At 38.6% G+C, this 20,455-nt stretch carries 16 protein-coding genes; 5 read left to right on the forward strand and 11 right to left on the reverse strand.

Annotated features, from left to right (window positions below; genetic code table 11):
- The first annotated feature begins 1 nt into the window (after position 1).
- The gene (locus LB467_RS09770; RefSeq protein WP_224473846.1) at positions 2–607 is read left to right on the forward strand and encodes an FAD-dependent oxidoreductase; all 606 of its coding nucleotides are present in this window, start codon (positions 2–4) and stop codon (positions 605–607) included.
- Positions 608–913: 306 nt separating this feature from the next.
- Here the strand turns inward: LB467_RS09770 and LB467_RS09775 are convergent, their stop codons facing one another.
- The 3 genes from LB467_RS09775 to LB467_RS09785 form a co-directional block, all read right to left on the reverse strand.
- Positions 914–2,503 carry a S41 family peptidase gene (locus LB467_RS09775; protein ID WP_224473847.1) on the reverse strand — a complete coding sequence of 530 codons (1,590 nt, stop codon included), beginning with the start codon at positions 2,501–2,503 and terminating at the stop codon, positions 914–916.
- Complete coding sequence (locus LB467_RS09780) at positions 2,500–2,931, reverse strand: deoxycytidylate deaminase (protein WP_224473848.1); 432 nt, start codon at positions 2,929–2,931, stop codon at positions 2,500–2,502. The genes LB467_RS09775 and LB467_RS09780 overlap by 4 nt, the downstream gene beginning before the upstream one ends.
- 62 nt (positions 2,932–2,993) lie before the next feature.
- Positions 2,994–3,581 carry a HupE/UreJ family protein gene (locus tag LB467_RS09785; protein ID WP_224473849.1) on the reverse strand — a complete coding sequence of 196 codons (588 nt, stop codon included), beginning with the start codon at positions 3,579–3,581 and terminating at the stop codon, positions 2,994–2,996.
- A 389-nt stretch (positions 3,582–3,970) separates the two neighbouring features.
- On the opposite strand from LB467_RS09785, the gene LB467_RS09790 reads away from it, so the two are divergent.
- From LB467_RS09790 to LB467_RS09800, 3 genes are all read left to right on the forward strand, one after another.
- Positions 3,971–4,537: a PAS domain-containing protein gene (locus tag LB467_RS09790; protein ID WP_224473850.1), complete on the forward strand. Its 567-nt coding sequence runs from the start codon at positions 3,971–3,973 to the stop codon at positions 4,535–4,537.
- 269 nt (positions 4,538–4,806) lie between these two features.
- The gene (locus LB467_RS09795; RefSeq protein WP_224473851.1) at positions 4,807–6,507 is read left to right on the forward strand and encodes a Na/Pi cotransporter family protein; all 1,701 of its coding nucleotides are present in this window, start codon (positions 4,807–4,809) and stop codon (positions 6,505–6,507) included.
- 297 nt (positions 6,508–6,804) lie between these two features.
- Positions 6,805–7,677 carry an AraC family transcriptional regulator gene (locus LB467_RS09800; protein WP_224473852.1) on the forward strand — a complete coding sequence of 291 codons (873 nt, stop codon included), beginning with the start codon at positions 6,805–6,807 and terminating at the stop codon, positions 7,675–7,677.
- Between the two features lie 112 nt (positions 7,678–7,789).
- On the opposite strand, the gene LB467_RS09805 is transcribed toward LB467_RS09800, so the two are convergent.
- From LB467_RS09805 to LB467_RS09825, 5 genes are all read right to left on the reverse strand, one after another.
- Entirely contained in the window at positions 7,790–8,386 is a 597-nt protein-coding gene (locus LB467_RS09805; protein ID WP_224473853.1) for a 3-keto-disaccharide hydrolase, read from the reverse strand.
- A 3-nt stretch (positions 8,387–8,389) separates the two neighbouring features.
- On the reverse strand, positions 8,390–9,145 hold the full coding sequence (locus tag LB467_RS09810; RefSeq protein ID WP_224473854.1) for a 3-keto-disaccharide hydrolase: 756 nt from the start codon (positions 9,143–9,145) through the stop codon (positions 8,390–8,392).
- Positions 9,146–9,169: 24 nt separating this feature from the next.
- The gene (locus LB467_RS09815; protein WP_224473855.1) at positions 9,170–9,505 is read right to left on the reverse strand and encodes a hypothetical protein; all 336 of its coding nucleotides are present in this window, start codon (positions 9,503–9,505) and stop codon (positions 9,170–9,172) included.
- A gap of 15 nt (positions 9,506–9,520) precedes the next feature.
- The gene (locus tag LB467_RS09820; protein WP_224473856.1) at positions 9,521–10,870 is read right to left on the reverse strand and encodes a Gfo/Idh/MocA family protein; all 1,350 of its coding nucleotides are present in this window, start codon (positions 10,868–10,870) and stop codon (positions 9,521–9,523) included.
- 327 nt (positions 10,871–11,197) lie between these two features.
- A complete protein-coding gene (locus tag LB467_RS09825) occupies positions 11,198–12,904 on the reverse strand; it encodes a GMC oxidoreductase (RefSeq protein WP_224473857.1) in 1,707 nt (568 codons plus the stop codon).
- A 290-nt stretch (positions 12,905–13,194) separates the two neighbouring features.
- Here LB467_RS09825 and LB467_RS09830 point away from each other — a divergent pair, with 290 nt between their 5' ends.
- A complete protein-coding gene (locus LB467_RS09830) occupies positions 13,195–13,494 on the forward strand; it encodes a hypothetical protein (RefSeq protein WP_224473858.1) in 300 nt (99 codons plus the stop codon).
- Between the two features lie 1,198 nt (positions 13,495–14,692).
- On the opposite strand, the gene LB467_RS09835 is transcribed toward LB467_RS09830, so the two are convergent.
- The 3 genes from LB467_RS09835 to LB467_RS09845 all read right to left on the reverse strand — a co-directional run bounded on the left by LB467_RS09835 (position 14,693) and on the right by LB467_RS09845 (position 20,405).
- On the reverse strand, positions 14,693–16,030 hold the full coding sequence (locus LB467_RS09835; protein ID WP_224473859.1) for an ATP-binding protein: 1,338 nt from the start codon (positions 16,028–16,030) through the stop codon (positions 14,693–14,695).
- A gap of 125 nt (positions 16,031–16,155) precedes the next feature.
- Positions 16,156–19,158 carry a type I restriction endonuclease subunit R gene (locus tag LB467_RS09840; RefSeq protein WP_224473860.1) on the reverse strand — a complete coding sequence of 1,001 codons (3,003 nt, stop codon included), beginning with the start codon at positions 19,156–19,158 and terminating at the stop codon, positions 16,156–16,158.
- A complete protein-coding gene (locus LB467_RS09845) occupies positions 19,155–20,405 on the reverse strand; it encodes a restriction endonuclease subunit S (RefSeq protein ID WP_224473861.1) in 1,251 nt (416 codons plus the stop codon). Before LB467_RS09845 ends, LB467_RS09840 begins: the two co-directional genes overlap by 4 nt.
- Positions 20,406–20,455 lie beyond the last annotated feature (50 nt).

The raw sequence follows: 20,455 nt of genomic DNA on the forward strand, positions 1-20,455 counted from the left end.
GATGAAATTCAACGTGCTTATTGTAGGTGGAGGAGCGGCCGGAATGTCCTGCGCGCTTGTTTTAGGTTCTGCGATGCAGAATAAGATAATCACCGATAAAAGTGTAGGAATAATTATTCATCAAAAAGCTTCACATTTAAATTCGGCACTTCTCAATAATGTATTGGGGGTAGTACCGGGTACTTCAGGACAACTAATCTTAAAAGAAGGAGTCTTTCACCTGGAGGAGCAATATCCACAAATTGAGCAAATAGCTAAGGAAAAAGTAAAGGAGATTATTCAGTTAAATGAAAGCTTCAGCGTAGTTACCAATAAAAACACTTACGAAGCCGAAATGGTAGTAATGGCAACCGGTTATACGAGTCCTTTTAGAATAAAAGGTCTGGAAGAGGAGATAATTCCGCATAAAAAAGCCAAAGTTTCCAAAGAGCGTATTCAGTTAAAAAATGAAGATCATCTGGTTAAGCCCGGATTATACGTAGCGGGCAGTCTGGCCGGCTGGAGAAGTCAATTTTCTATTGCCTGTGGGAGCGGAGCAAGTGTGGCGACAGATATTCTTAGTTTGTGGAAAGGAGAACACACTAAAGTGCACGATAAACTTTTATAACATATAATACCCTATTATCATTAAGGGTACTGAAAGCATCATTAAAATTAAACAGGTGCGGTGTAACCTTCTGTAAAGGAGAGCCAGTCTCAATTTCTTTCGAAAATCCTGATCTTCTGTATTTTTTATCTGACTTTTAATGCAATTTACTGAAACATTAGAAGAAGTAACCAGAATTTCTTTTTGTAAAAAAAGTAATGTGCTGTTGTCCAATAACCTGAAACTCACCGCTACTATAAAGAAAAATAACGGGGAAACCGTGAAGAAGATTATAAGGTTATCATGGAATACACTCACGCTTGCAATCTATTCATTTTTTTGCGATAATTCAAGCACTTTCTCAATGGCAGGATCATTTTCATTGATCAATTTCTCAAAAGCAGTGGTGCCGTATAATTGCTGGGCAATTACTGCCTTTAGGTATTGTTTCAGTAAAGTTTTTTGGTTTTTTATATTAAGTCGAATATTGGCGTTACCTACAAACCTAACAAAATCCTGAACCATTTCTTCTGAAATAATTACTTCACTTTCAAAATTCTCGCGCTTCACGTTATTGTAAAACGAACGGTTTTCTTCAAGTACATTAAAGATAAACCGGCTCATATAACCTCCGTGCAGCAATAGCTTTATATTATTTCTGTCATTATCACTATCCAGGGGAATAAAAATATCCGGAATAATTCCGCCACCGCCGTAAACCACTTTTCCTTTGGGGGTTTCGTATCTCAGAGAATCATCAACATTTATGCTGTCAGCACTGTTGAGTTCGCCATTTTTGTAACGGCGCATATAATCTTTAAAATAACTTTCGTTTCCGTTATCGTAAGGTTTTTGAATAGAACGGCCTGTGGGAGTGTAATAGCGTGCGATGGTTAATCTCACTGCGCTGCCATCCCCAAGTTCCATTTCACGTTGCACGAGGCCTTTTCCGTAAGATCTGCGACCTACAATGGTGCCCCGATCATTGTCCTGTAGAGCACCTGCCACAACTTCACTGGCAGATGCCGAATTTTCGTTAATGAGAACATAAAGATCTCCCTTTTCTAAGAGGCCTTTTCGTCGGGAATAAGTTTCTTCAACAGCGCCACTTTTGTTTTTGGTATAGAGAATCAACTTCTCATCTTCCAAAAATTCATCTACGATTTTTATCGCTTCAGAAAGATAGCCACCTGGATTGTCCCTAAGGTCCAGGGCTATTTGATCTGCCCCTTTATTTTTAAGATCTTTTAATGCCTTTTGAAATTCTCTATAAGTAGTTTCAGAAAACCTATTCACTTTAATATAGCCCAGTTTTGGCGTCAACATGTACGCGGCATCTACACTTTTTAAAGGAACACGACCTCGTTTCACCTTAAAGGTTAATAAATCTCTAATCCCTTTTCGTTTAACTTTAAGCGTCACCCGGGAATCTTCCTCTCCTTTTAAGTGTTTGGTGAGGGAATCGTTGGTAATATTCTTATTGAAAAGTGGTGTGTCATCGGCATAAAGAATGCGATCACCGCCGCGAATTCCTATTTTTTCACTTGGGCCGCCTTCCAAGGCCTGGATTACGACCACTGTGTCATTAACATTGTAAAAACTTACGCCAATACCAACAAAATCCCCCTGCATATTTTCTACTACTCCAGCATATTCTTCTTTAGGGATATATACTGAATGCGGATCGAGGTTTTCCAGGATCCTATTTACAGTGAGGTCTACAATACTATCGGTATTAACATCGTCTACATACTCATAATCTATGTAGTCTATAAGTCGGTTGAGTTTTTGTTTCTTAGGATTGGAAGAGAATAATGCATCAGAAGAAGAAAAATCCAGTTTTCCGCCCAGCAAAACACCGGCGGCGCAAGCTATGGCCAGAAGAATAGGAATTAATATTTTTTGCCTGGTATTCAATCTTCTAAATCATTAATTTGTTCGAGGGTTACACCTGCTTTTTCCAGAAATTCCAGCCCGGAATTATCTTTGTAATCTATATAATAAACCAACCTGGTAATTCCCGCCTGATGAATTAACTTACTGCATTCTTTGCAGGGTGACATTGTAATGTAAAGTGTGGCGCCATTGCAGGATTGGGTAGAACCTGCAACTTTTAAAATAGCATTGGCTTCTGCGTGTAGCACATACCATTTGGTGTAGCCTTCGTCATCTTCACAATAATTCTCAAACCCTGTAGGTGTGCCGTTATAACCATCAGAAATTATCATTCTATCTTTTACAATAACTGCGCCAACCTGCTTTCTCTTACAATGTGATAATTTACTCCATTCGCGGGCGATTCTTAAATAGGCTTTATCGTATTTTAATTGTTTTTTCTTATCCATGCACGGTATTTTCCGGCTTTAAAAGCTCGTTTTTTCGCTTTAAATTCTAAGTCACTAATTTATTAAATAGCCTGAAAATTTTCCTGAAGAATCGGTAAAATAATTCCGATTACTATTGCTGAAGTTACTAATACCCAGTCCCTTTTGGAAACCGAAAAGATATTTTGAGCAATAAAAGCAAGAATTATTACAGCAACTACTACAATAACCTGCGCCGTTTCTATTCCCAGGGCAAATTCCAGGAGGGGTAGGAGTTTACTTTCGGTATTGGAAGCCACCATTTTAAAATAAGAAGAAAAACCAAGCCCGTGTATCAAGCCAAAAAATACGGTGGTAAAATACAGCAAATTATGATTTTTATTGCGTTCTTTTTTACTTGCGGTTATTATATTATAAAGGGCAGTGAAAATTATAGTGGCGGGAATTAGCAGTTCTACCCAGTCTGAATCTACTTTTACAATTCCGTAAACCGAAAGGAATAAAGCCAGGGTATGGCCAAGGGTAAATAAGGTAACTAACCAGAGAATTCGTTTCCAGCTGCTAAAACTATAGGCGGCAACCAGTACAATTAAAAATAAAACGTGGTCGTAGGCCTGCCAGTCAAGAACATGTTCGAGACCTAATCTAAAGTACAGCCAGAATTGGGACATATCTAAAATATTAGAAAAACCCGAAAGTACAACTAATTCAGAAAAATGCAAAAGCTTTTAAACCTCTCATTTTTCTTGCAGAAGAGGAGGTTTTCAGGAGATTCTGAATAGAAGTAACAACTTGTTTTCTGCGTTAAAAAGATTAAGCTGAAAAGGATCATTTTTTTCTTTTCGCCTTTATATTGTTTCTGAAAAATGACGTGTTTATATCTGGCTATCTTTGTTTTATTTATTGAAGAGCCTAACATTAACGTTGGTTTAAAAAATGTTGAATGAGATTTTAGGTAGTTTTGTTTGTTAACTAAATTTTAAAATGCTTTGATGTTAAGATTAAATACTCTTTGTATAAGCAATAACAGGATTTGATTTACCGACAAAAACAAATGACTATGAAGAAGAATTTAATGAATATGCAATGTCTTGATATTTATCTTTCCTCGCTAAGTTTAGAGGAATACAAAGAGATTGAAGATGAGATCACTGTTTCTGATATAAAGGTAATGCCTCTTCATAGCTGGGATATTTATAATGATCATTTTGCGAGACAGTTATTGGTTTTAAAACAACAAAATGCTATCAATTCCTTTAAAGAACTGGCGAAAAAGTTTGAGTGGAAAATTGATTTGGATGATGTATTTGAGGGTAAGACCTTTGATGCTTTAGTTTTAACCAATCAGGAAGCTAAAATACAATGGGTAAGCGAAGGTTTTACTGAAATGACCGGTTACAGTAGCAGCTTTGCCATAAATAAAACCCCTCGTTTTCTGCAAGGTAAAGAAACCGATAGGGCTGTTTTAAATCGGATTAAGCACAAATTATCGCATGATGAACCTTTTACAGAAGTTTTAGTGAACTATAAAAAGGACAAAACTCCATATAAATGTGAGATTAGTATCATTCCATTAATAAATAATAGAGCAACTCACTATTTAGCCCTGGAACGCCAGGCAGGCTAAAAATTACTCGATAATCGAGTTTTATCCCGATAAATATCGGGAGCTCTGAGGCCTGCCCGAATCATTCAGGCGGGCTTGCCTTGAAACCAAGATATATTTTCCAATAATGATTCTTGTCTTGTTCCGAGGTAGTTTTCTACATAAATATAAAAACCCCGTAAACTTGATTGTTTATGGGGTTTTTATGATTAGTGTTTCTTGGTGAAATTGCCCCGGCATAACTTTTAAATCTACGACTTTAAGTATCTTTATTATACTCAATAATAGATATGGAAACTACCAGTTTTGATTTCTGGATGTTCGCAGCAGGCCTGGGGATTTTTCTTTTCGGGATGCATCATCTTGAGCACGGGCTTAAAGGTTTAACTGGTAAAGCATTTAAAAAATTGCTTCAGCGTTTTACCAACAAAAGCTGGAAAGGTATAATAACCGGTACCGTAGTGACTGCCATTTTACAGAGTAGTTCCATGGTCACACTTTTGGTCCTGGCATTTCTGGGAGGAGGAATGATAGGCTTAAAAAATTCCCTTGGGGTGGTGCTAGGAGCAAACCTGGGTACTACGTTTACCGCCTGGATGGTAGCTGCCCTTGGGTTTAAAATGAATATTGCCGATTTCTCCTTTCCTTTCCTGGCCGTAGGAATCTTGAGCTACCTGTTCTTTAATTCCCGGCCGATTCTTAAAAGCCTTGGCGGTTTTCTGGTAGGTTTTGGTTTGCTTTTCCTGGGTCTTGACTATATGAAAGACTCTATAGAAAGTATCGCTACCCAGGTAGATATGGCTGAAATTGCATCCTATGATCTGTGGGCATTTCTTTTAGTTGGACTCGTTATTACCGCTTTATTGCAATCTAGCTCGGCTTTAATTGTGATTATTTTAAGTGCGCTAAATGCTCAGCTAATCGATATTTACCAGGCAGTGGCGATGATAATTGGTGCGAATGTCGGTACCACGGCCACGATGCTCATCGGCTCCCTGGGCGGCACCGCTGATAAAAAGAGACTGGCGCTTGCCCATCTGATTTTTAACCTGGTTGCCGGCGTCTCCATCTTTTTCTTTATTCAGAAACTGGTAGATTTCACTTATTCTATCTTTGGAATAAGCGACCCGTTGATGGAATTGGTGCTGCTGAATTCCCTTATCAACCTCTATGGGATTCTTTTATTTTACCCGTTTCTTAAGCCATTCACTAAATTTCTTAAAAGCCTTTTTGCTAAAGCCGTTCCCCAGGGAGAAACCTTATTCATTAAAAATATTCCCCCTGAAGTGCCAGATGTGGCCATAAAAGCGCTTGATAAGGAGTTGAATCAAATATTCCTTTACACTAAAGCCTTTATTCTCGATTGTTTTCAAATACGACCAAAAGATAAAAACAGAGAATCGCGATGGAAGAAAATATTCAGCAGCGCCACAAATCTTACTAAAAAATACGAAAAGATTAAACGTTTAGAAGATGAGCTTACGGTTTATTATGCCCAACTCCAGGAGAAAAATCTAAGCATTGAGGAGGCTCGGCAACTCACTGCAAGTATGATGGGTTTACGGTCTATGATCTATGGCGCCAAGGATGTAAAAGATGTGATGCACAACATCAGTTTTATTTTGGATAGCGATGATAAACTGGGAACGGAAATTCTAAAAAGATCAGGTAACCATATAAACATTCGCTTAGAGGAAATTCATAAATTTATAAATGATGAAGCGGTTGATCCTGAATTGAAGACTGGCCTAGCCACTATGTGGTTAAAGGAAAATGAAGATTTTTATAATAAAACCATCAGCTATCTTTACGAGCACTTAAGCCACCGTAGAAAAAATGCGGTACCGGTATCTACCTTGACAAATGTAATACAGCAAACTCATTCCTCGATTGATAATCTATACAGTTCTATTATTTATTGGAAACTGGAAAAAGGGACAACCCTGGATAATTCTGAAACCGTCAAGCAAAAGACGGAAGTTCGAAGTTAATGTGCTGTTTATGTGTAATTTAGTGGATTTTAAAGATCGTTGAATAACCTAATTATGTCTAGCCTTTTCGAGAATTTTAATGAATTTATTCATAGAATAGTACATTAATTGCCATAGGTGAGAGAAATAATTTAGGATTGGTCAAATCTTATTTTATATTTAGCCTATAAAATTTAGTATTCCTTTTTTTAAAGTTAGTTATTGGAGAATTTCAAAAATAGCACCCTTCATTTTATTAACTTGATATGATTTGGTTATTTAATGGTAAAATTCTTTCTACCTGAAGTCCTTTTTACTATGAATAAATATATACACAGAGAAATCACACCTTTATCACCTGAGGATAGTTTTCTGGTTTTTGACCGAATTAAGAACGATTTTGATTTTCCTATCCATTTTCATCCGGAGTTTGAGCTCAATCTTGTGATAAATGGAAATGGGGTAAGACGGGTAGTGGGAGATAGTATGGAAGAGATACATGAAATTGAACTAGTGCTGGTGGGGCCAAATATTCAACATGGATGGCAGCAGCACAATTGTACCAGTAACAAAATACACGAGGTTACTATCCAGTTTCACGAGGATCTATTTGATTCAAAATTACTTAGCAGGCGTATTATGAAGCCTATAAAAGATATGTTTGAAAGATCTGCCCACGGCATTCTATTTTCAGAAAAGATCGCTGTTGAAATAAAACCGAGGTTAATTAGATTATCTAAAATTGATAGCATAGATTATCTTTTGGAGCTAATCTCGATACTTCACGATTTGGCGAATTCAAGAAACCAAAGGCTGTTATCTTCTTATATTTCCACAAATAAAGATTTCGAAAATAGCGACAAGATTAAAATAATCTATGAGTACGTTCAGGAAAATTACCATAATAAAATCTTACTCTCAGAAATTTCAGAACTGGTAAATATGAGCCAGGTATCTTTTAATCGCTTCATAAAAAAAAGAACCGGAAAAACTTTTATAGAATATATTAATGATACCAGAATTGGTTATGCCTCACGATGGTTAATAGAAAAGGACCTGAGCATCGCCGAGATCGCTTTTAAATGTGGTTTTAATAACATTGCTAATTTTAACCGTGTTTTTAAAAAGAGTAAAAACTGCACCCCAAGCCAATATCGTGATGAATTTAGTGGAATAAAAAGAGTTCTTTAGATATTCTAATTTTATAAGATATTTCCAGATTTAAGAAAATAAAAAAAGCGTCTGCTCTCAAAGAAACAGACGCTAGCTAACAAATCAACTGTAACACTGCTAGCTAATGACTTTACTTTAATTTTTTAATTTTCATATTTCTCCAAAGTACTTTTATACCACCTCCATCATGGATTTGCAGCGCTATCTTTCCGTTGGCCTCACCAATTTTCTCATCAGAAAAATCAACCATTTCCGTACCATTGAGCCAGGTTTGAACCCTGTCACCTTTGACTCTTATTTTCATCTTATTCCATTCTCCATAGTTGAGAACAGTTTCCTTATTACTCTCGGGTTTAATAAGCCAGCCTCTCCCGTAGGATTCATAAACACCGCCTGTATGTAAATCCGGTGGTGCGACCTCAACCTGCCAACCTGAAATTTTTGTGCCTTCAATATCGGAGCGAAAAAAGACTCCGCTGTTGCCATCTGCTTCCTGCAAAAACTCCAGTTCCAATTCAAAGTCTTTATATTCCTTATCGGTCCCCAGATAACCGTATTCGGCGTCCGGACCGCTCTCGGCAACCAGTAAACCATCTTGTACATACCATTTCTCGGTACCATACACCTGCCACCCATCCAGGTCTTTTCCATTAAAAAGATTGGATTCCGATTTACAGCCTGCTAAGGTCACAAACAAAAGAGCCAATACAATTCCTATATTCTTCATCTTTTATAGTTTTTTAATTTTTATATTTCTAAACCAGGTAAAACTGCCATGGTCCTGCAGACCAATTAGTCCGGATTTGGCTTTTCCATAGTCCGGGAATTCTTTCCATTTTCCTTCTTCCTTTCTTTTCTGCCAGTCTTCAGACCAGGGTTCAAATTCAAGAGTTTTTTTACCATTTAACCAGTAGGTAACTTTCTCGTTGGTGAATTTGATCCTGCTGGAATTCCATTCTCCAATTTCTTTTAGATCATCTTCATTATATTCAGGATCATACATTCCATAATCTCCTCCAATAGATTGCCATGACTCCAGTTCCTGAGGAAAACCAAGTTGATCTATGATCTGGTATTCGGGAGCTGCAAAGTAAGGCGCATCATATTTTTCATCCTCTATCACATGGTAAAAAACACCGCTATTTCCTTCAGGAGAAATTTTCCATTCAAGATATAGTTCAAATTCTCCAAATTCTTCCTCTCCATAAACTATATCTCCTCCAATATCACCTCCCTTACCAAGAGACTTCAATGTGCTATCTTCTATAATCCAACCCTCAGGAAGACCTTCTCCGTCTTCCCCATTGTATGCCCGCCAGCCATCAGCATTTTCGCCGTCAAAGAGATGTTGCCAATCTCCTTCCTGACTTGATTGTTCTTCCTTTTCTTCTACTTTTACTTCCGCTTCATTTTCTGAATTTTCTGAAGAATTTTTACAGGCTATCAAAGCGGTAACAGTAAAGACACTTAGGATTATTTTTTTCATAATTATTTATGGTTTTAATAAGTTTTAATAACACGCGGTATTAGTAACAAATGAAATATGCTTACTATCCCCGGACCAGCTGGGGACATTAATTGTACCCTGCCCGCCATATACGTAAGCTATAACTTTTGGCTCATCACCATCTACCTTTTGATCTTCGGAAAATAAAAACGAATATTCCTGCAGGGAGGGGTTATACTCCAGCTCTCCAATAAAAGTAATATCTCCGACAGTGACCTCATTTTCAAAAATTCCGAAATTCCTTTCTGTGGCATTTAAATTTCGAGATGTTTGATTTTCAAAGGGAACAGCAGAAATTAATAAGGCTAATAAAAAGCTTTCGGGGATTAGTTTTTGCATCTGCAGTATATAGTATTATATCATTTCCATCTTTTCCGGGTCCCAACCTATAAATTTGTTTTGCCGGTAGCTTTCATTACAAAGCAAGGCTGGAGCGGCTGCCCTGAATCCAAATACCGGATCTTCTACTACCTGCCCATTATTCCTTATAGCTTCAAAGAAATTAGCAAAATGATCGTAATGAGCTCCTCTATAGCCTTTTTCAACCTTGTAAAAGGTTTCTGAAGGTGGGAGAATCTTTTTACGGTCACTACGTGTTTGACTCTGCTCCCTACCCTTTTCCTCCATGAAAGGATCATTTGAAGCGGCAACGTCATTTTGTTTTAGCGTTACATCATCCCAGGTAACATCCATAGAACCTTTACTACCTACAATTTTCAGGTAGGTGCTTCCGCTGGTACCATCAACGAAATTGCATCGCAATGAAAGATTAAAAGCAGGATGGTTGTCCGTTTTGGGATAATCAAACATTCCAAGTAGCACATCGGGTACTTCCCTACCATCATGCCAGTACCTAAGCCCCCCGGTAGCTGCAATTTGGTTAGGCCCCATGGAACCAGTTATAAAATGAAGGCTTGAAAAAAGGTGAACAAATAAATCCCCGGCCATCCCGGTACCATAATCAAGATAATTCCTCCATCGAAAGAACCTTTTTGCATCGAAGGGACGTTTTTCGGCATTTGCAATAAATTTTTGCCAATCTACAGTTTGAGGGGAGGCATCTGGAGGAATAGGATATTGCCAGGCTCCAAATGGGGAATTTCTTGCCCAGAAACCTTCGGCATAATTTATATCTCCAATTGCACCCTGGGCAAGTAATTGTTTAGCTTTTTCATTCCCCAAGGAAGATAAGCCCTGGCTCCCTACCATATGAACTTTACCCGATTTCTTCCAGGCATTGATCAGTTCGTGACCCTCTTCGACAGAGTGTACCATAGGTTTCTCGCAGTAAACATGTTTACCTGCTTTTAATGCATCAATGCTTATTTGTTTGTGCCAGTGATCTGGTGTGGCGACTATTACCGCATCGACATCCTCCCTTTTCAGGATATCTTTATAATCTTTGGTGAGAAATATATCCTCACCCCATCGGGTTTTGGATTCTTCCAGTCTTCCGTCATACAAATCACAGACGGCAAGCATCTTAATATTGTCGTGTTCCAATGCTGTTTTTGCATCGGCTACGCCCATTCCACCCGCACCAATTAAAGCCAGCCCCAGGGGTTTAGAACCGAATATATTTGCAGCCCTCCTTTCCAGGAATTTAGTTTGTTTTGTTTCAGAGGCAAAAGCAGAAGGCATAATGGCTGCGGTAGCTCCTGCGAGACCAAGATTCTTTAAAAAAGAACGTCTTTGTTTTTTCATCACTATTAAGTTATCCCGAGATTGATTAAATCCCAAGTTTAGTTAAGCTAAATTGAAAATTAAAGAGTGCAAAAAAACACTCTCTTTTAATTAACGACTACAAAACTTGACACAATTAAGAGGTTTCTCATACTTTTAATATTCATGGTTAGTTAACCAATACTCTTAAACTTTCGTTAATAGAAACGAAGTAAAAGCTTTTTTACATAAATGACAAGAAATAATTCTTAAAAATTAAAACATGTTTAAATACTTATGTAATAATTTACATTATTATATTCTTATATCTCGCAGTGAATTGTTTCAATAGGATCTTTACCTAAAAATTTATTTATTGAATTCTGCTATTGCGTGATTTGCCGCCCTGGCAGTTATCGCCATATAGGTTAAGGATGGGTTTTGAGAGGCTGAGGATGCCATACAAGAACCATCAGTAACATAAACATTAGGTACAGTATGAACCTGATTGTTTCCATTTAAAACAGATGTTCTGGGGTCCCGGCCCATCCTGGCTGTTCCCATCTCGTGAATTCCATTGCCAGGGAAGCAAGGCTCTTCGTATCCCTTTACCTCTTTAAAACCTGCCTTTTTAAGCATGGTTACAGCTTCCTGTTTTGCATCCTTCCGCATTGCCATTTCATTTTCCTTATATTCACAATCAAATGTAATTGTTGGTAATCCCCATTCGTCGAGCTTGTCATAATTAAGCGACATTTTGTTGTCGTGATAAGGCAAACATTCTCCAAAACAATTTATTCCAATCTGCCATTCCCCAGGTTCTACAATTGCTTTTTTGAGTTCCTCCCCGTACTGAAGCTCACCTATTGCCTTTGTCCAGTCAGATCTGCTTGCACCACCTTGCATTCCATAACCTCTAACAAAATCGCTCCTTTTGCTTTTCTCATCTATATTTCTAAATCGAGGCACAAAGAATCCTGCAGGTTTTCTTCCCTTATAATAGTCCTCTAAATGATTATCTGATTTTCCTGTAGCTCCAACTTTAAAATGATGGTCCATAAGATTATGACCCAGCTCTCCGCTGTCATTTCCGAGTCCATTGGGAAATCTTTCCGATTTAGACTGCATTAGAATAGAAGTAGTAGGAATGGCGCCTGCACAGCAGAAGATAATTTCACTATAAAATTCCAGACTTTCTTTGGTTTGAGCATCAATAACCTTTACTCCAACAGCTTTACCCCGGTCTTCGTCATAGATGATCTCATGAACAATAGAATTGGGCCGGAGGGTCATATTTCCAGTGCGTTCGGCCGCGGGAAGTGTTGAGGAATTACTGCTAAAATACGCCCCATAAGGACATCCTCTAATACAACGATTCCGGAATTGACAATTTGATCTTCCTTCCCGTCCCTCCGGATCGGTTAAGTTTGCAACCCGGGAATTGATAATCTTTCTGTCGCCAAAGTGTGCGGCAACTCCTTCTCTGAGTTCTTCCTCCACACAATTTAAAGGCATTTCCGGAGTAAAAATACTATCGGGAAGCTGTGGGAGACCTTCGGCCTTTCCACTTATCCCAATATACTTTTCTACTTTCTCATACCAGGCTTCAAGATCTTTATAGCGTATTGGCCAGTCTACTCCAAAACCGTCCTTTTTATTGGCCTCAAAATCCAAATTACTCCACCTAAAAGACATTCGGGCCCACATTAGTGATTTTCCCCCAACATGATAACCTCTAATCCAGTCAAAACGCTTTTTCTCGTTATAAGGATGGTCTATATCGTCTACGAACCAATGCTTACTGGTATCGTTAATAGTATATCCCGTTCTAGCCTGTTTCTCTTGCCTTTTAAGCTCTTCTCTGGTTACCTGCCCTTTAAATTTATAATCCCATGGGTCATCATTCATTGTAGAATAATCCTTAATATGCTCTACCATTCGTCCTCGTTCCAGCACAAGAGTTTGTAATCCTCCTTCACAGAGTTCTTTTGCTGCCCATCCTCCCGTTATTCCAGTGCCTATAACGATAGCATCAAATTTTTCAGGAAATGTTTTATAGGTGTTTTTCTTATTCATTGATTTCTTAATTATCAAATTTTGGCATCTATTTTTAAAAGTAAAAAACTAAAACGAAAAAAATTAACATTAATAAATGTAACGTGGTTTTCTTCAAATTATGAAGATCTAAATTATACCATCAGTTAAACTCTGGATAATACTATTTAATCACTTTATTGTATTATTCTTTCATTATTGAAATTTTTAGATTAATTAATGGATCTTTAATAATAAATTGTATTTAGATTAGGTAATTAAAAGCCTATTTTCTTAAGCTTTATAAAAAACTATATTTTAAAAATATAATTATGATACATAGAAGGAAATTTATCAAACTGGCATTTGTAGCCTGCTCAATCGCTCCAGGTTTCAATTTTACCTCTAAAGAAAAGTTGTCTATAGGGCTTCAGCTTTATTCATTAAGAGAAACAATTAATGATAACCCCAAACAAATCTTAAAGACACTAGCCGATATCGGTTTTAATGAGATAGAAACTTATGGATATAATAAGGAGAGCTTTTGGGGATTGGGCTGCCGAACTAAAAGAAGAACTCTTAAAAAAAACAGACATCTCCTAGCGGTCATTACGATGGTAATTCACTTATAAAAGGTGACTTTGAAAACTTTAAAGAAGTAATTTCAGTAGCAAATCAACTCAATCAAGATTATGTCATTATTCCTGTTATAGCAGAGAATCTTCGTGAATCTAAATAAGATTATCTAAACATTGCTGAAAAATTTAATTAGGCTGTTGAAATGTGCAAGTCTTAGGACTTTCTGCATTGTGCTGGTTCCAGCTCGTTTCCCATCATGGGTAAACACTGGCGTGAGTAGCATTTTTATCCTTGCTCTTTCTTACATAAAATAATATTGACAGTAAATCTTGCATCCTTTTTAGCTTTTAATTTGAATAAATATCGCTTCAAAGTCTTAAACACTTATTTAACAGGGCTTTATATGTGATTCGGGCGCACTTATTTTCATTCTCTAAGTGCCACCGAATTAGACACCTTTTAGATGTAGTTAAATTATATTATTTAATATTGTAGAAAAATAGAAACCCCGTAAACATTGAGTTTTACGGGGTTTTGATGTTATTTGATATCTGAAAAGTACTCGAGGCGGGAGTGCTTTAATTCCCTCTTACCCCTTATTTACAAAGCCTTTCGGTTAGGTCATTTTAGAGTGCCCCCGAATTAGACACCTTTAACTTAAAATTAACGAATAATTCAATGTTAAAGGCTGAGAAGATCCGGTGTAAAATAAAGATTTAAAGGAATTAGCAGGAATTGATAAACCCATTACAAGTTATATCGCCATGACATAGCTTCGCCAACTTATTAAAACAAAAAAGCTGATCTGTTTATCCTGTCTGATTCTTTAAATTGTGTTGGCTTAATAAGGAACTGAAATTCATCTGTTATAATTAGAATGATTATATCTTTTCTTTGTTTAAAAACAGAGTTTCTTTGTTAAGCTTTGTTTGTTTGATCCTTAAGCAAACCCTTGTAAATGTTGGGCTTATAAATTTTAAATTAAATTTTCTTTGTTATTTCTTTGATAAGAAACGTTTGTTTTTGGTTATAAATCTCATTTTTAAAAATTTTAAATGCCATCTATATTGTTTTTATACTTTATTATATTTCAACTTATTGAGCCCTTATCGAACCCTTGTATCTTTCGTTATGAGAATTCAATGAGCCCTTATTCAATCGCTGAAACCTATTGATATCACTAGGGTTATACTCTTTTATATTTCTTTTACTCTTTTCAGTGAGCCCTTGTTGAGCCCATTAAAATATAGATTATGAGCCCTTATTGAGTCCTTTCAAAACATATACAGTACCTACCCCTGTGGTTCCCATTTTCTCAATAAAATTATCTTCAAGTTCTTTCAGGTATCGGGTTGCAGTTGCTTTACTCACTTCACAAAGTTTTTGGACTTCAGAATTCGTAATAATTTCATTAGCCTGAACGTAAAGGACTATTTGTATAAGCTCATCTTTAAGCCCTCTCTCTTTAAGCCCTCCCTCTGAATATCTTATTAGTTCTACCTGAAAATCAGGGGGGTTATTAGAGAATATTGGAGGAGCAATTTTATGCTCCTTACATGCATTGATAATTTTTATTGTTCCTCTGCCCCAGGATTCAATATAACCGGCGCGGAATAAGGTATTCGCTATATCAGGATTAAAAGGTTTAGAAGGATGCTTTTGTGTTAATCGGTCTACCGTCCAATTTTCCGGTAACTGCCCTTCATTCCAGAAAATAATTCTATCGCGGTACACACTGATTTGAATAGGTATCCCACTACTGTAATCTTTATGGGCAATAGCATTCAATAATGCTTCCCTAATTGCATCCTGCGGAAAAGTGAATTTTTCTTCCCTAACTCCCTCCTTATAAGAAACAGCCGCATTGTCATATTTGGTTCTAAGCAAATCAAGCGCCTCTTCGGCCTGTTCTATTAGATTGCCTTTTATTTCATCCTGAAACTTTAAGTCATCATCAGATTCAAAAAAGCCTATTTTAATATATGCTCCGGTTATGAATTTCTCGGGCTTTGGATGGAACAAAAGAATCGCTGCCCGTTTTAATAGTTTTTCCTCGTCCAGATATAGATGCAGACTTTCCAGTAATTCCTGGTTAGATTCCTGCAAATCTTCAGATGCTAACCTATTATTTTTGGCTGCCTTAGATTTAAAAAAAGAAAAAGTCTCATCTTTTAAACTCGAGATCTCAACGTTTGGAACCGGAACCGCATCCCATTTTTTACCTTGCCTTTCTAATAAAAATTTGGTTAGCGACGCTCCTTTTAATTCTTGAAGGGTGCTCCCGGAACGGTAGTAATATTTACCCCTTAAACTAATAGGAAAAGGGTAAGGTTCTACTACAATTTCCAAATACTCCTTATCTTCTTCTGAATGCAAGTTCACATCCAGCATTAAACCTAATATATCCCGGGCCTTATTTGGAATATCTTCCAATAGTTTTCTTGCATTGGGCAAATGTTTAACCTCCCCTTCATCATCCTTCCCTATAAACAGAATACCACCCTGGGCATTAGCAAATCCAGAGATCCATTTAAAATAATCATCCCGCCAGGATTCCTTCCATTCGATATTTTGTGATTCCCGATTCATTATTGTCTTTTTTTATTAGAAAAGCTCATTGGACTTCTAGCTTATTCCTGGTAGTTGATTTTAAATTTCTATTCATCCAATTAACTTACGCTAATAGTTTATAGATTCTTTCATTTTCCAATTTCCTAAGCCTCCAACGGCCAATCCCCATATTGCCCTTCAGCTTGTTCAATTACTTCTTTCAATAAATTATCCAGTTCAGAAAATGGCACTTTGCCTCGTAATTCCTTTTTCACTGCCAGGCGAATGGCGGCGCGAGCGTCTTCTTTTTTGGTCCAGTCGAGCTGGAGGTTTTTCTTTACCGAATCTACTACTTTATGCACCAGGTCCTGGATGGGGCCGGTTTGGTTGAGTAATTTTTCGTTGGCAGATAAGAGGTCATAGAATGCCAGTTCATCTTCGGTTAAACCGAGTTGTTTGGTCCTGATGTCATCCTGTTGGAATTCGTTTGCAAGGTCAAGTAAGTGCTTTATTGCTGCTATAGAATCTAGGCTGTTTTTGTGATAGTTGCTAAGAACCTTATCCAATTCATCCTTTAACTTCCGCATCCGGCGGATGTTTTTGGGCATCCGCACCCGAATCTCGTCATTGATGATCCTGCGCAGCAATTCTACTTTGATATTCTCGTCGCCTTTTTCCTTTACTATGGCCTGGAAGCGATCGTCTACTATGGAAATATCGATCTTATCGAGGTTGTACATTTTTGCCAGGTCTACAATTTCCTGGGATTCCAGGGATTTGCTGATCAGGTCTTTTATCTTTTCGTTCTTCTCCCTGCGCGGACCGGGCGGGAATTTGATCTTTCTTATAAGCTGCCTGATCTTCTGAATGATCGCCAGCTCTTCCTGTATCTCCCAAACACGCGGATCTGAGCTTGTCATTGCCACCAGTTCTGCCAGCTTCCGCTCTTCGAGCAAAAAGGCATCGGTGACGGCATCAGACTCTAAAAGGCTGTTCACTTTAGAGTTGGACCATTTCATCCTGTCCATAGAGGATAATGCATTTATGGTTTCCGCATCAAAATCCCCTATCAGATCTTTCACTTTCCCAAACTGCTCCAGGCAAATTTTCACCGCGGCGTCGAGATCCAAAGTGGGTTTTCCTTCCCCACCTCCGGCGGTGTATTTTTTGGTGGCTTCGGCCAGGAAGCCGGAAATTCCTATAAAATCCACTACGAGTCCGTTGGGTTTGTCCTTGAAAACCCTGTTTACCCTTGCAATGGCCTGCATCAGGTTATGGCCTTTCATTATTTTATCCACGTACATCGTATGGGCGCAGGGGGCATCAAATCCCGTTAGCCACATATCGCGAACGATCACAATTTGCAGCGGATCCTCAGGTGTACGGAAACGCTTTTTAATGGCTTCCATCGCATCTTTGGTGCGTATGTGTTGATTCCAGTCTGTAGGATCTTTGCTGATGTTTCCGGTCATTATCACGGCTATTTCAGGGCAATCTTCCTGCGCGGTGAGGGCGTTGTACATTTTTACGCAGTTCTTCCGGCTCATACACACGATCATCGCTTTGCCTTCCAGGCTTTCTGTCCTAGCCTTGAAATGGGTGAGGATGTCTTTGGCAACTCTTTCCACCCGGTCACTGGCCCCGGCGGCATCTTCTATCGCTGCCCAAACGGTATTGTTCTCCTCGTCTTCATCTTCTTCCATTTCATCCAGCTCCTTGTCATATTTGGCTTTGATGTTGAGCGGAACCATTTTTGGCTCGTAATAAATGGGCACCGTGGCACCGTCTTCCACGGCCTGTTTGATATCGTAGGTGTGAATGGTGGGGCCAAATACCTGTTGGGTATCGGCATCTTTGCCATCTACGGGCGTTCCGGTGAAGCCTATAAAGGAAGCATTGGGTAAGGCGCGTCTTATGTTCTGCGCAAAGCCGCCGCTATGGAACCCGTACTGGGTGCGGTGGGCTTCATCTGCCATCACGATCAGGTTGTAACGTTCAGAAAGTACAGGGTGGGAGAGCTCTTTTCCCGAAGCCAGTTCTTTTAAGCGGAATTTCTCAATGGTGGTAAAGATCACCCCGCCGCCATCGGTGCTCAGCAGGGCCCGCAGCTCATCTGTGGTATCGGCGTGTTGTACGTGGCCCACCAGGTCTTTGCACAGCACAAAATTCTCATAGAGTTGCTGGTCCAGGTCATTGCGGTCTACCTGGATGAGGATGGTGGGATTTTTCATTTCGGGCATTTGCCTCAGGATCCCGGTAAGGATGGCCATCGAAATGCTTTTACCAGATCCCTGCGTGTGCCAGATCACTCCGAGCCGACCGTCACCGTTGGGTTTTATATTTTCCACCGCACTATCCACCGCTTTTTTGATGCCCCAGTACTGGTGATATTTTGCGCCTTTCTTGATTATTTTCCCGTTGTGGTCTTCGTGGAAAATGAAGTTTTGCAGGTAATTTAATAAGGTTTTCTTCGGAAATAATCCCTTCAGCAAGGTTTCCAGCTGAAGTTCCTGTTTCTGCTGAAGGTCATCCCCGTGTACACTTTTCCACGGAGCAAACCACTTAAGCGACGAGTTGTACATCCCGTGCAGGGTTTCCAGCCCATCTGAAACTACCGTGATGGCATTGTAATCAAACAGCTGCGGAATATCCTGAAAGTAATGCCCTATTTGCCGGTGCGCGTTTTCCACACCCACCTCGGGATCAAACATATTCTTGAATTCAAAAACGATGAGCGGAAGTCCGTTGACGAAAACGAGCAGATCTGTACGGCGGCTGTTCTTGCCAATGATCTTTACTTCATCTGCACACAAAAAGGTATTTTTCTCGGGTTCTTTATAATTGATAGGGTAGAGGTGCCGGGCCTGTTCTTTACCCGAAGCATCTTTCCAGGTAATGGAAACCCCCTGGGTCATTTTAAGGTGAAAATCGCGGTTGCGGTGATCGAGATCCATTCCCTGGTGCTGGGTGAAAGCTGAAAGGGCTTCGTTAATGGCGGTTGCCGGAACACCGGGATAGGAGCTTACTAAAAAATCCCGAAGATCCTCCTCCAGCACCACCTTATTGAGATCCCGCTGCAGGGAATTACCTTCTTTATAGGTATACCCCAACTCCTGAAGGCACTCTATGGCAGCCTTTTGTACCGTGATCTCGATCATTTGTGTCATAAGACTTCCGTTAAGGTTTTCTCCACATCTTTCACGCGGACTTCCCCGCTGATGAGTTTGGGTAGCAAGGTGTCGCGGAGTTTGGTGAGGGTTTGGTTTTCAGAATTATTGTTCCAACATTGTTCCATTAGGTTTTCAATACTTTGAAGAGCGGAGTCTTGAATTTGTTTTGGAGGGACTATTATTAGAAATTTTCGAAATTCTTTTAAAACTATACGCTGTATTGCTGCACCTGAAACTATTGCTTTCATTCTCGTCTTAACTGAATCTAATTTAAGATTGAGATTTAATAGGTGAGGATTGAGTTTTCCATTTGGTTTTAAAATAGCAATGGAAGATAGAAGTACGATGTCTAAATCCTTTTCAATAACGAAAGCGTGTTTTAGATAACTTCCATCTTTTGCAATTACTACATCATTTTTCAATGGGCGACAACCTTGATTTGTCAGTTTAAGATAATCTACTTCACTAATCTTTCTACAGGTTTCAATATTAAACCCCCAGTGATCCATATCTTTAACAGAAGCCATTGGTTTTCCCTCTTCGACGGACTTAGGGCTGTGATGTGCACCATCCGTAATTTTTGAAGTAACATCTGAAAGAGTAAGCACCTCCCATCCCTTCGGAATTTCCCCCAATTCAGAATCTACAAATTCCCCATCCTGAAAAGGCCCAAAATCAACAAACCAGTGCTTGTATAAAGCCATTGCCATTTCTTCCAGGATTTTGTTCATCTGCAGGTTGAGCTCGATCTTATCGTCTAAAGCGGAAAGGATGGAGGCGATGGATTTTTGTTCTTGTAAGTTTTCAGGAACTTTAATAGGTATAGATTTAAAAGCTGTATGGTTTAAATCTTTTTGAACAGAACCAGATGCTATGTCATTCGCGTATTGTCGTATTACTGGATTTTTTAAATAGTGATATAAAAACCCGCTGTCTAGTTTTTCGGAAGGTATTATTTTAAAGCAATTATTATGAATACAGCCAACTTTTCCTTTAAAAATGTGTCCCACCTGTCCAGTTCTACTATAAATCAGATCCTCTTTTTTAGCTATACATTGTCTAGGTACTTCATCAGCTTTTACATAATGTTCAACAGTATCATTAAGCAAATCTCTAATTTTAAAAAGAGGAATGCTGTTAATGCCCGCATCACATAATAGATGATTCGTCTTTTTATTAATAGCTAATCCTTGTTTCAAATCGACTAATTCACCAAGGTTATATGTTTTCCAATTCTCTGGCATTAGTTGTTGTTTACTTTTTTTAACGTTTCGAATAACGCAAGTTGCGGTTA

This window comes from Salegentibacter tibetensis (assembly GCF_020164485.1).
Lineage (GTDB): Bacteria > Bacteroidota > Bacteroidia > Flavobacteriales > Flavobacteriaceae > Salegentibacter > Salegentibacter tibetensis.

Coding starts and splice junctions, on each gene's coding strand:
- LB467_RS09795 (WP_224473851.1), top strand. CDS start 4,807: ATGGAAACTACCAGTTTTGATTTCTGGATGTTCGCAGCAGGCCTGGGG.
- LB467_RS09780 (WP_224473848.1), bottom strand. CDS start 2,931: ATGGATAAGAAAAAACAATTAAAATACGATAAAGCCTATTTAAGAATC.
- LB467_RS09835 (WP_224473859.1), bottom strand. CDS start 16,030: ATGAATCGGGAATCACAAAATATCGAATGGAAGGAATCCTGGCGGGAT.
- LB467_RS09840 (WP_224473860.1), bottom strand. CDS start 19,158: ATGACACAAATGATCGAGATCACGGTACAAAAGGCTGCCATAGAGTGC.
- LB467_RS09845 (WP_224473861.1), bottom strand. CDS start 20,405: ATGCCAGAGAATTGGAAAACATATAACCTTGGTGAATTAGTCGATTTG.
- LB467_RS09815 (WP_224473855.1), bottom strand. CDS start 9,505: ATGCAAAAACTAATCCCCGAAAGCTTTTTATTAGCCTTATTAATTTCT.
- LB467_RS09785 (WP_224473849.1), bottom strand. CDS start 3,581: ATGTCCCAATTCTGGCTGTACTTTAGATTAGGTCTCGAACATGTTCTT.
- LB467_RS09770 (WP_224473846.1), top strand. CDS start 2: ATGAAATTCAACGTGCTTATTGTAGGTGGAGGAGCGGCCGGAATGTCC.
- LB467_RS09800 (WP_224473852.1), top strand. CDS start 6,805: ATGAATAAATATATACACAGAGAAATCACACCTTTATCACCTGAGGAT.
- LB467_RS09790 (WP_224473850.1), top strand. CDS start 3,971: ATGAAGAAGAATTTAATGAATATGCAATGTCTTGATATTTATCTTTCC.
- LB467_RS09820 (WP_224473856.1), bottom strand. CDS start 10,870: ATGAAAAAACAAAGACGTTCTTTTTTAAAGAATCTTGGTCTCGCAGGA.
- LB467_RS09830 (WP_224473858.1), top strand. CDS start 13,195: ATGATACATAGAAGGAAATTTATCAAACTGGCATTTGTAGCCTGCTCA.
- LB467_RS09805 (WP_224473853.1), bottom strand. CDS start 8,386: ATGAAGAATATAGGAATTGTATTGGCTCTTTTGTTTGTGACCTTAGCA.
- LB467_RS09810 (WP_224473854.1), bottom strand. CDS start 9,145: ATGAAAAAAATAATCCTAAGTGTCTTTACTGTTACCGCTTTGATAGCC.
- LB467_RS09825 (WP_224473857.1), bottom strand. CDS start 12,904: ATGAATAAGAAAAACACCTATAAAACATTTCCTGAAAAATTTGATGCT.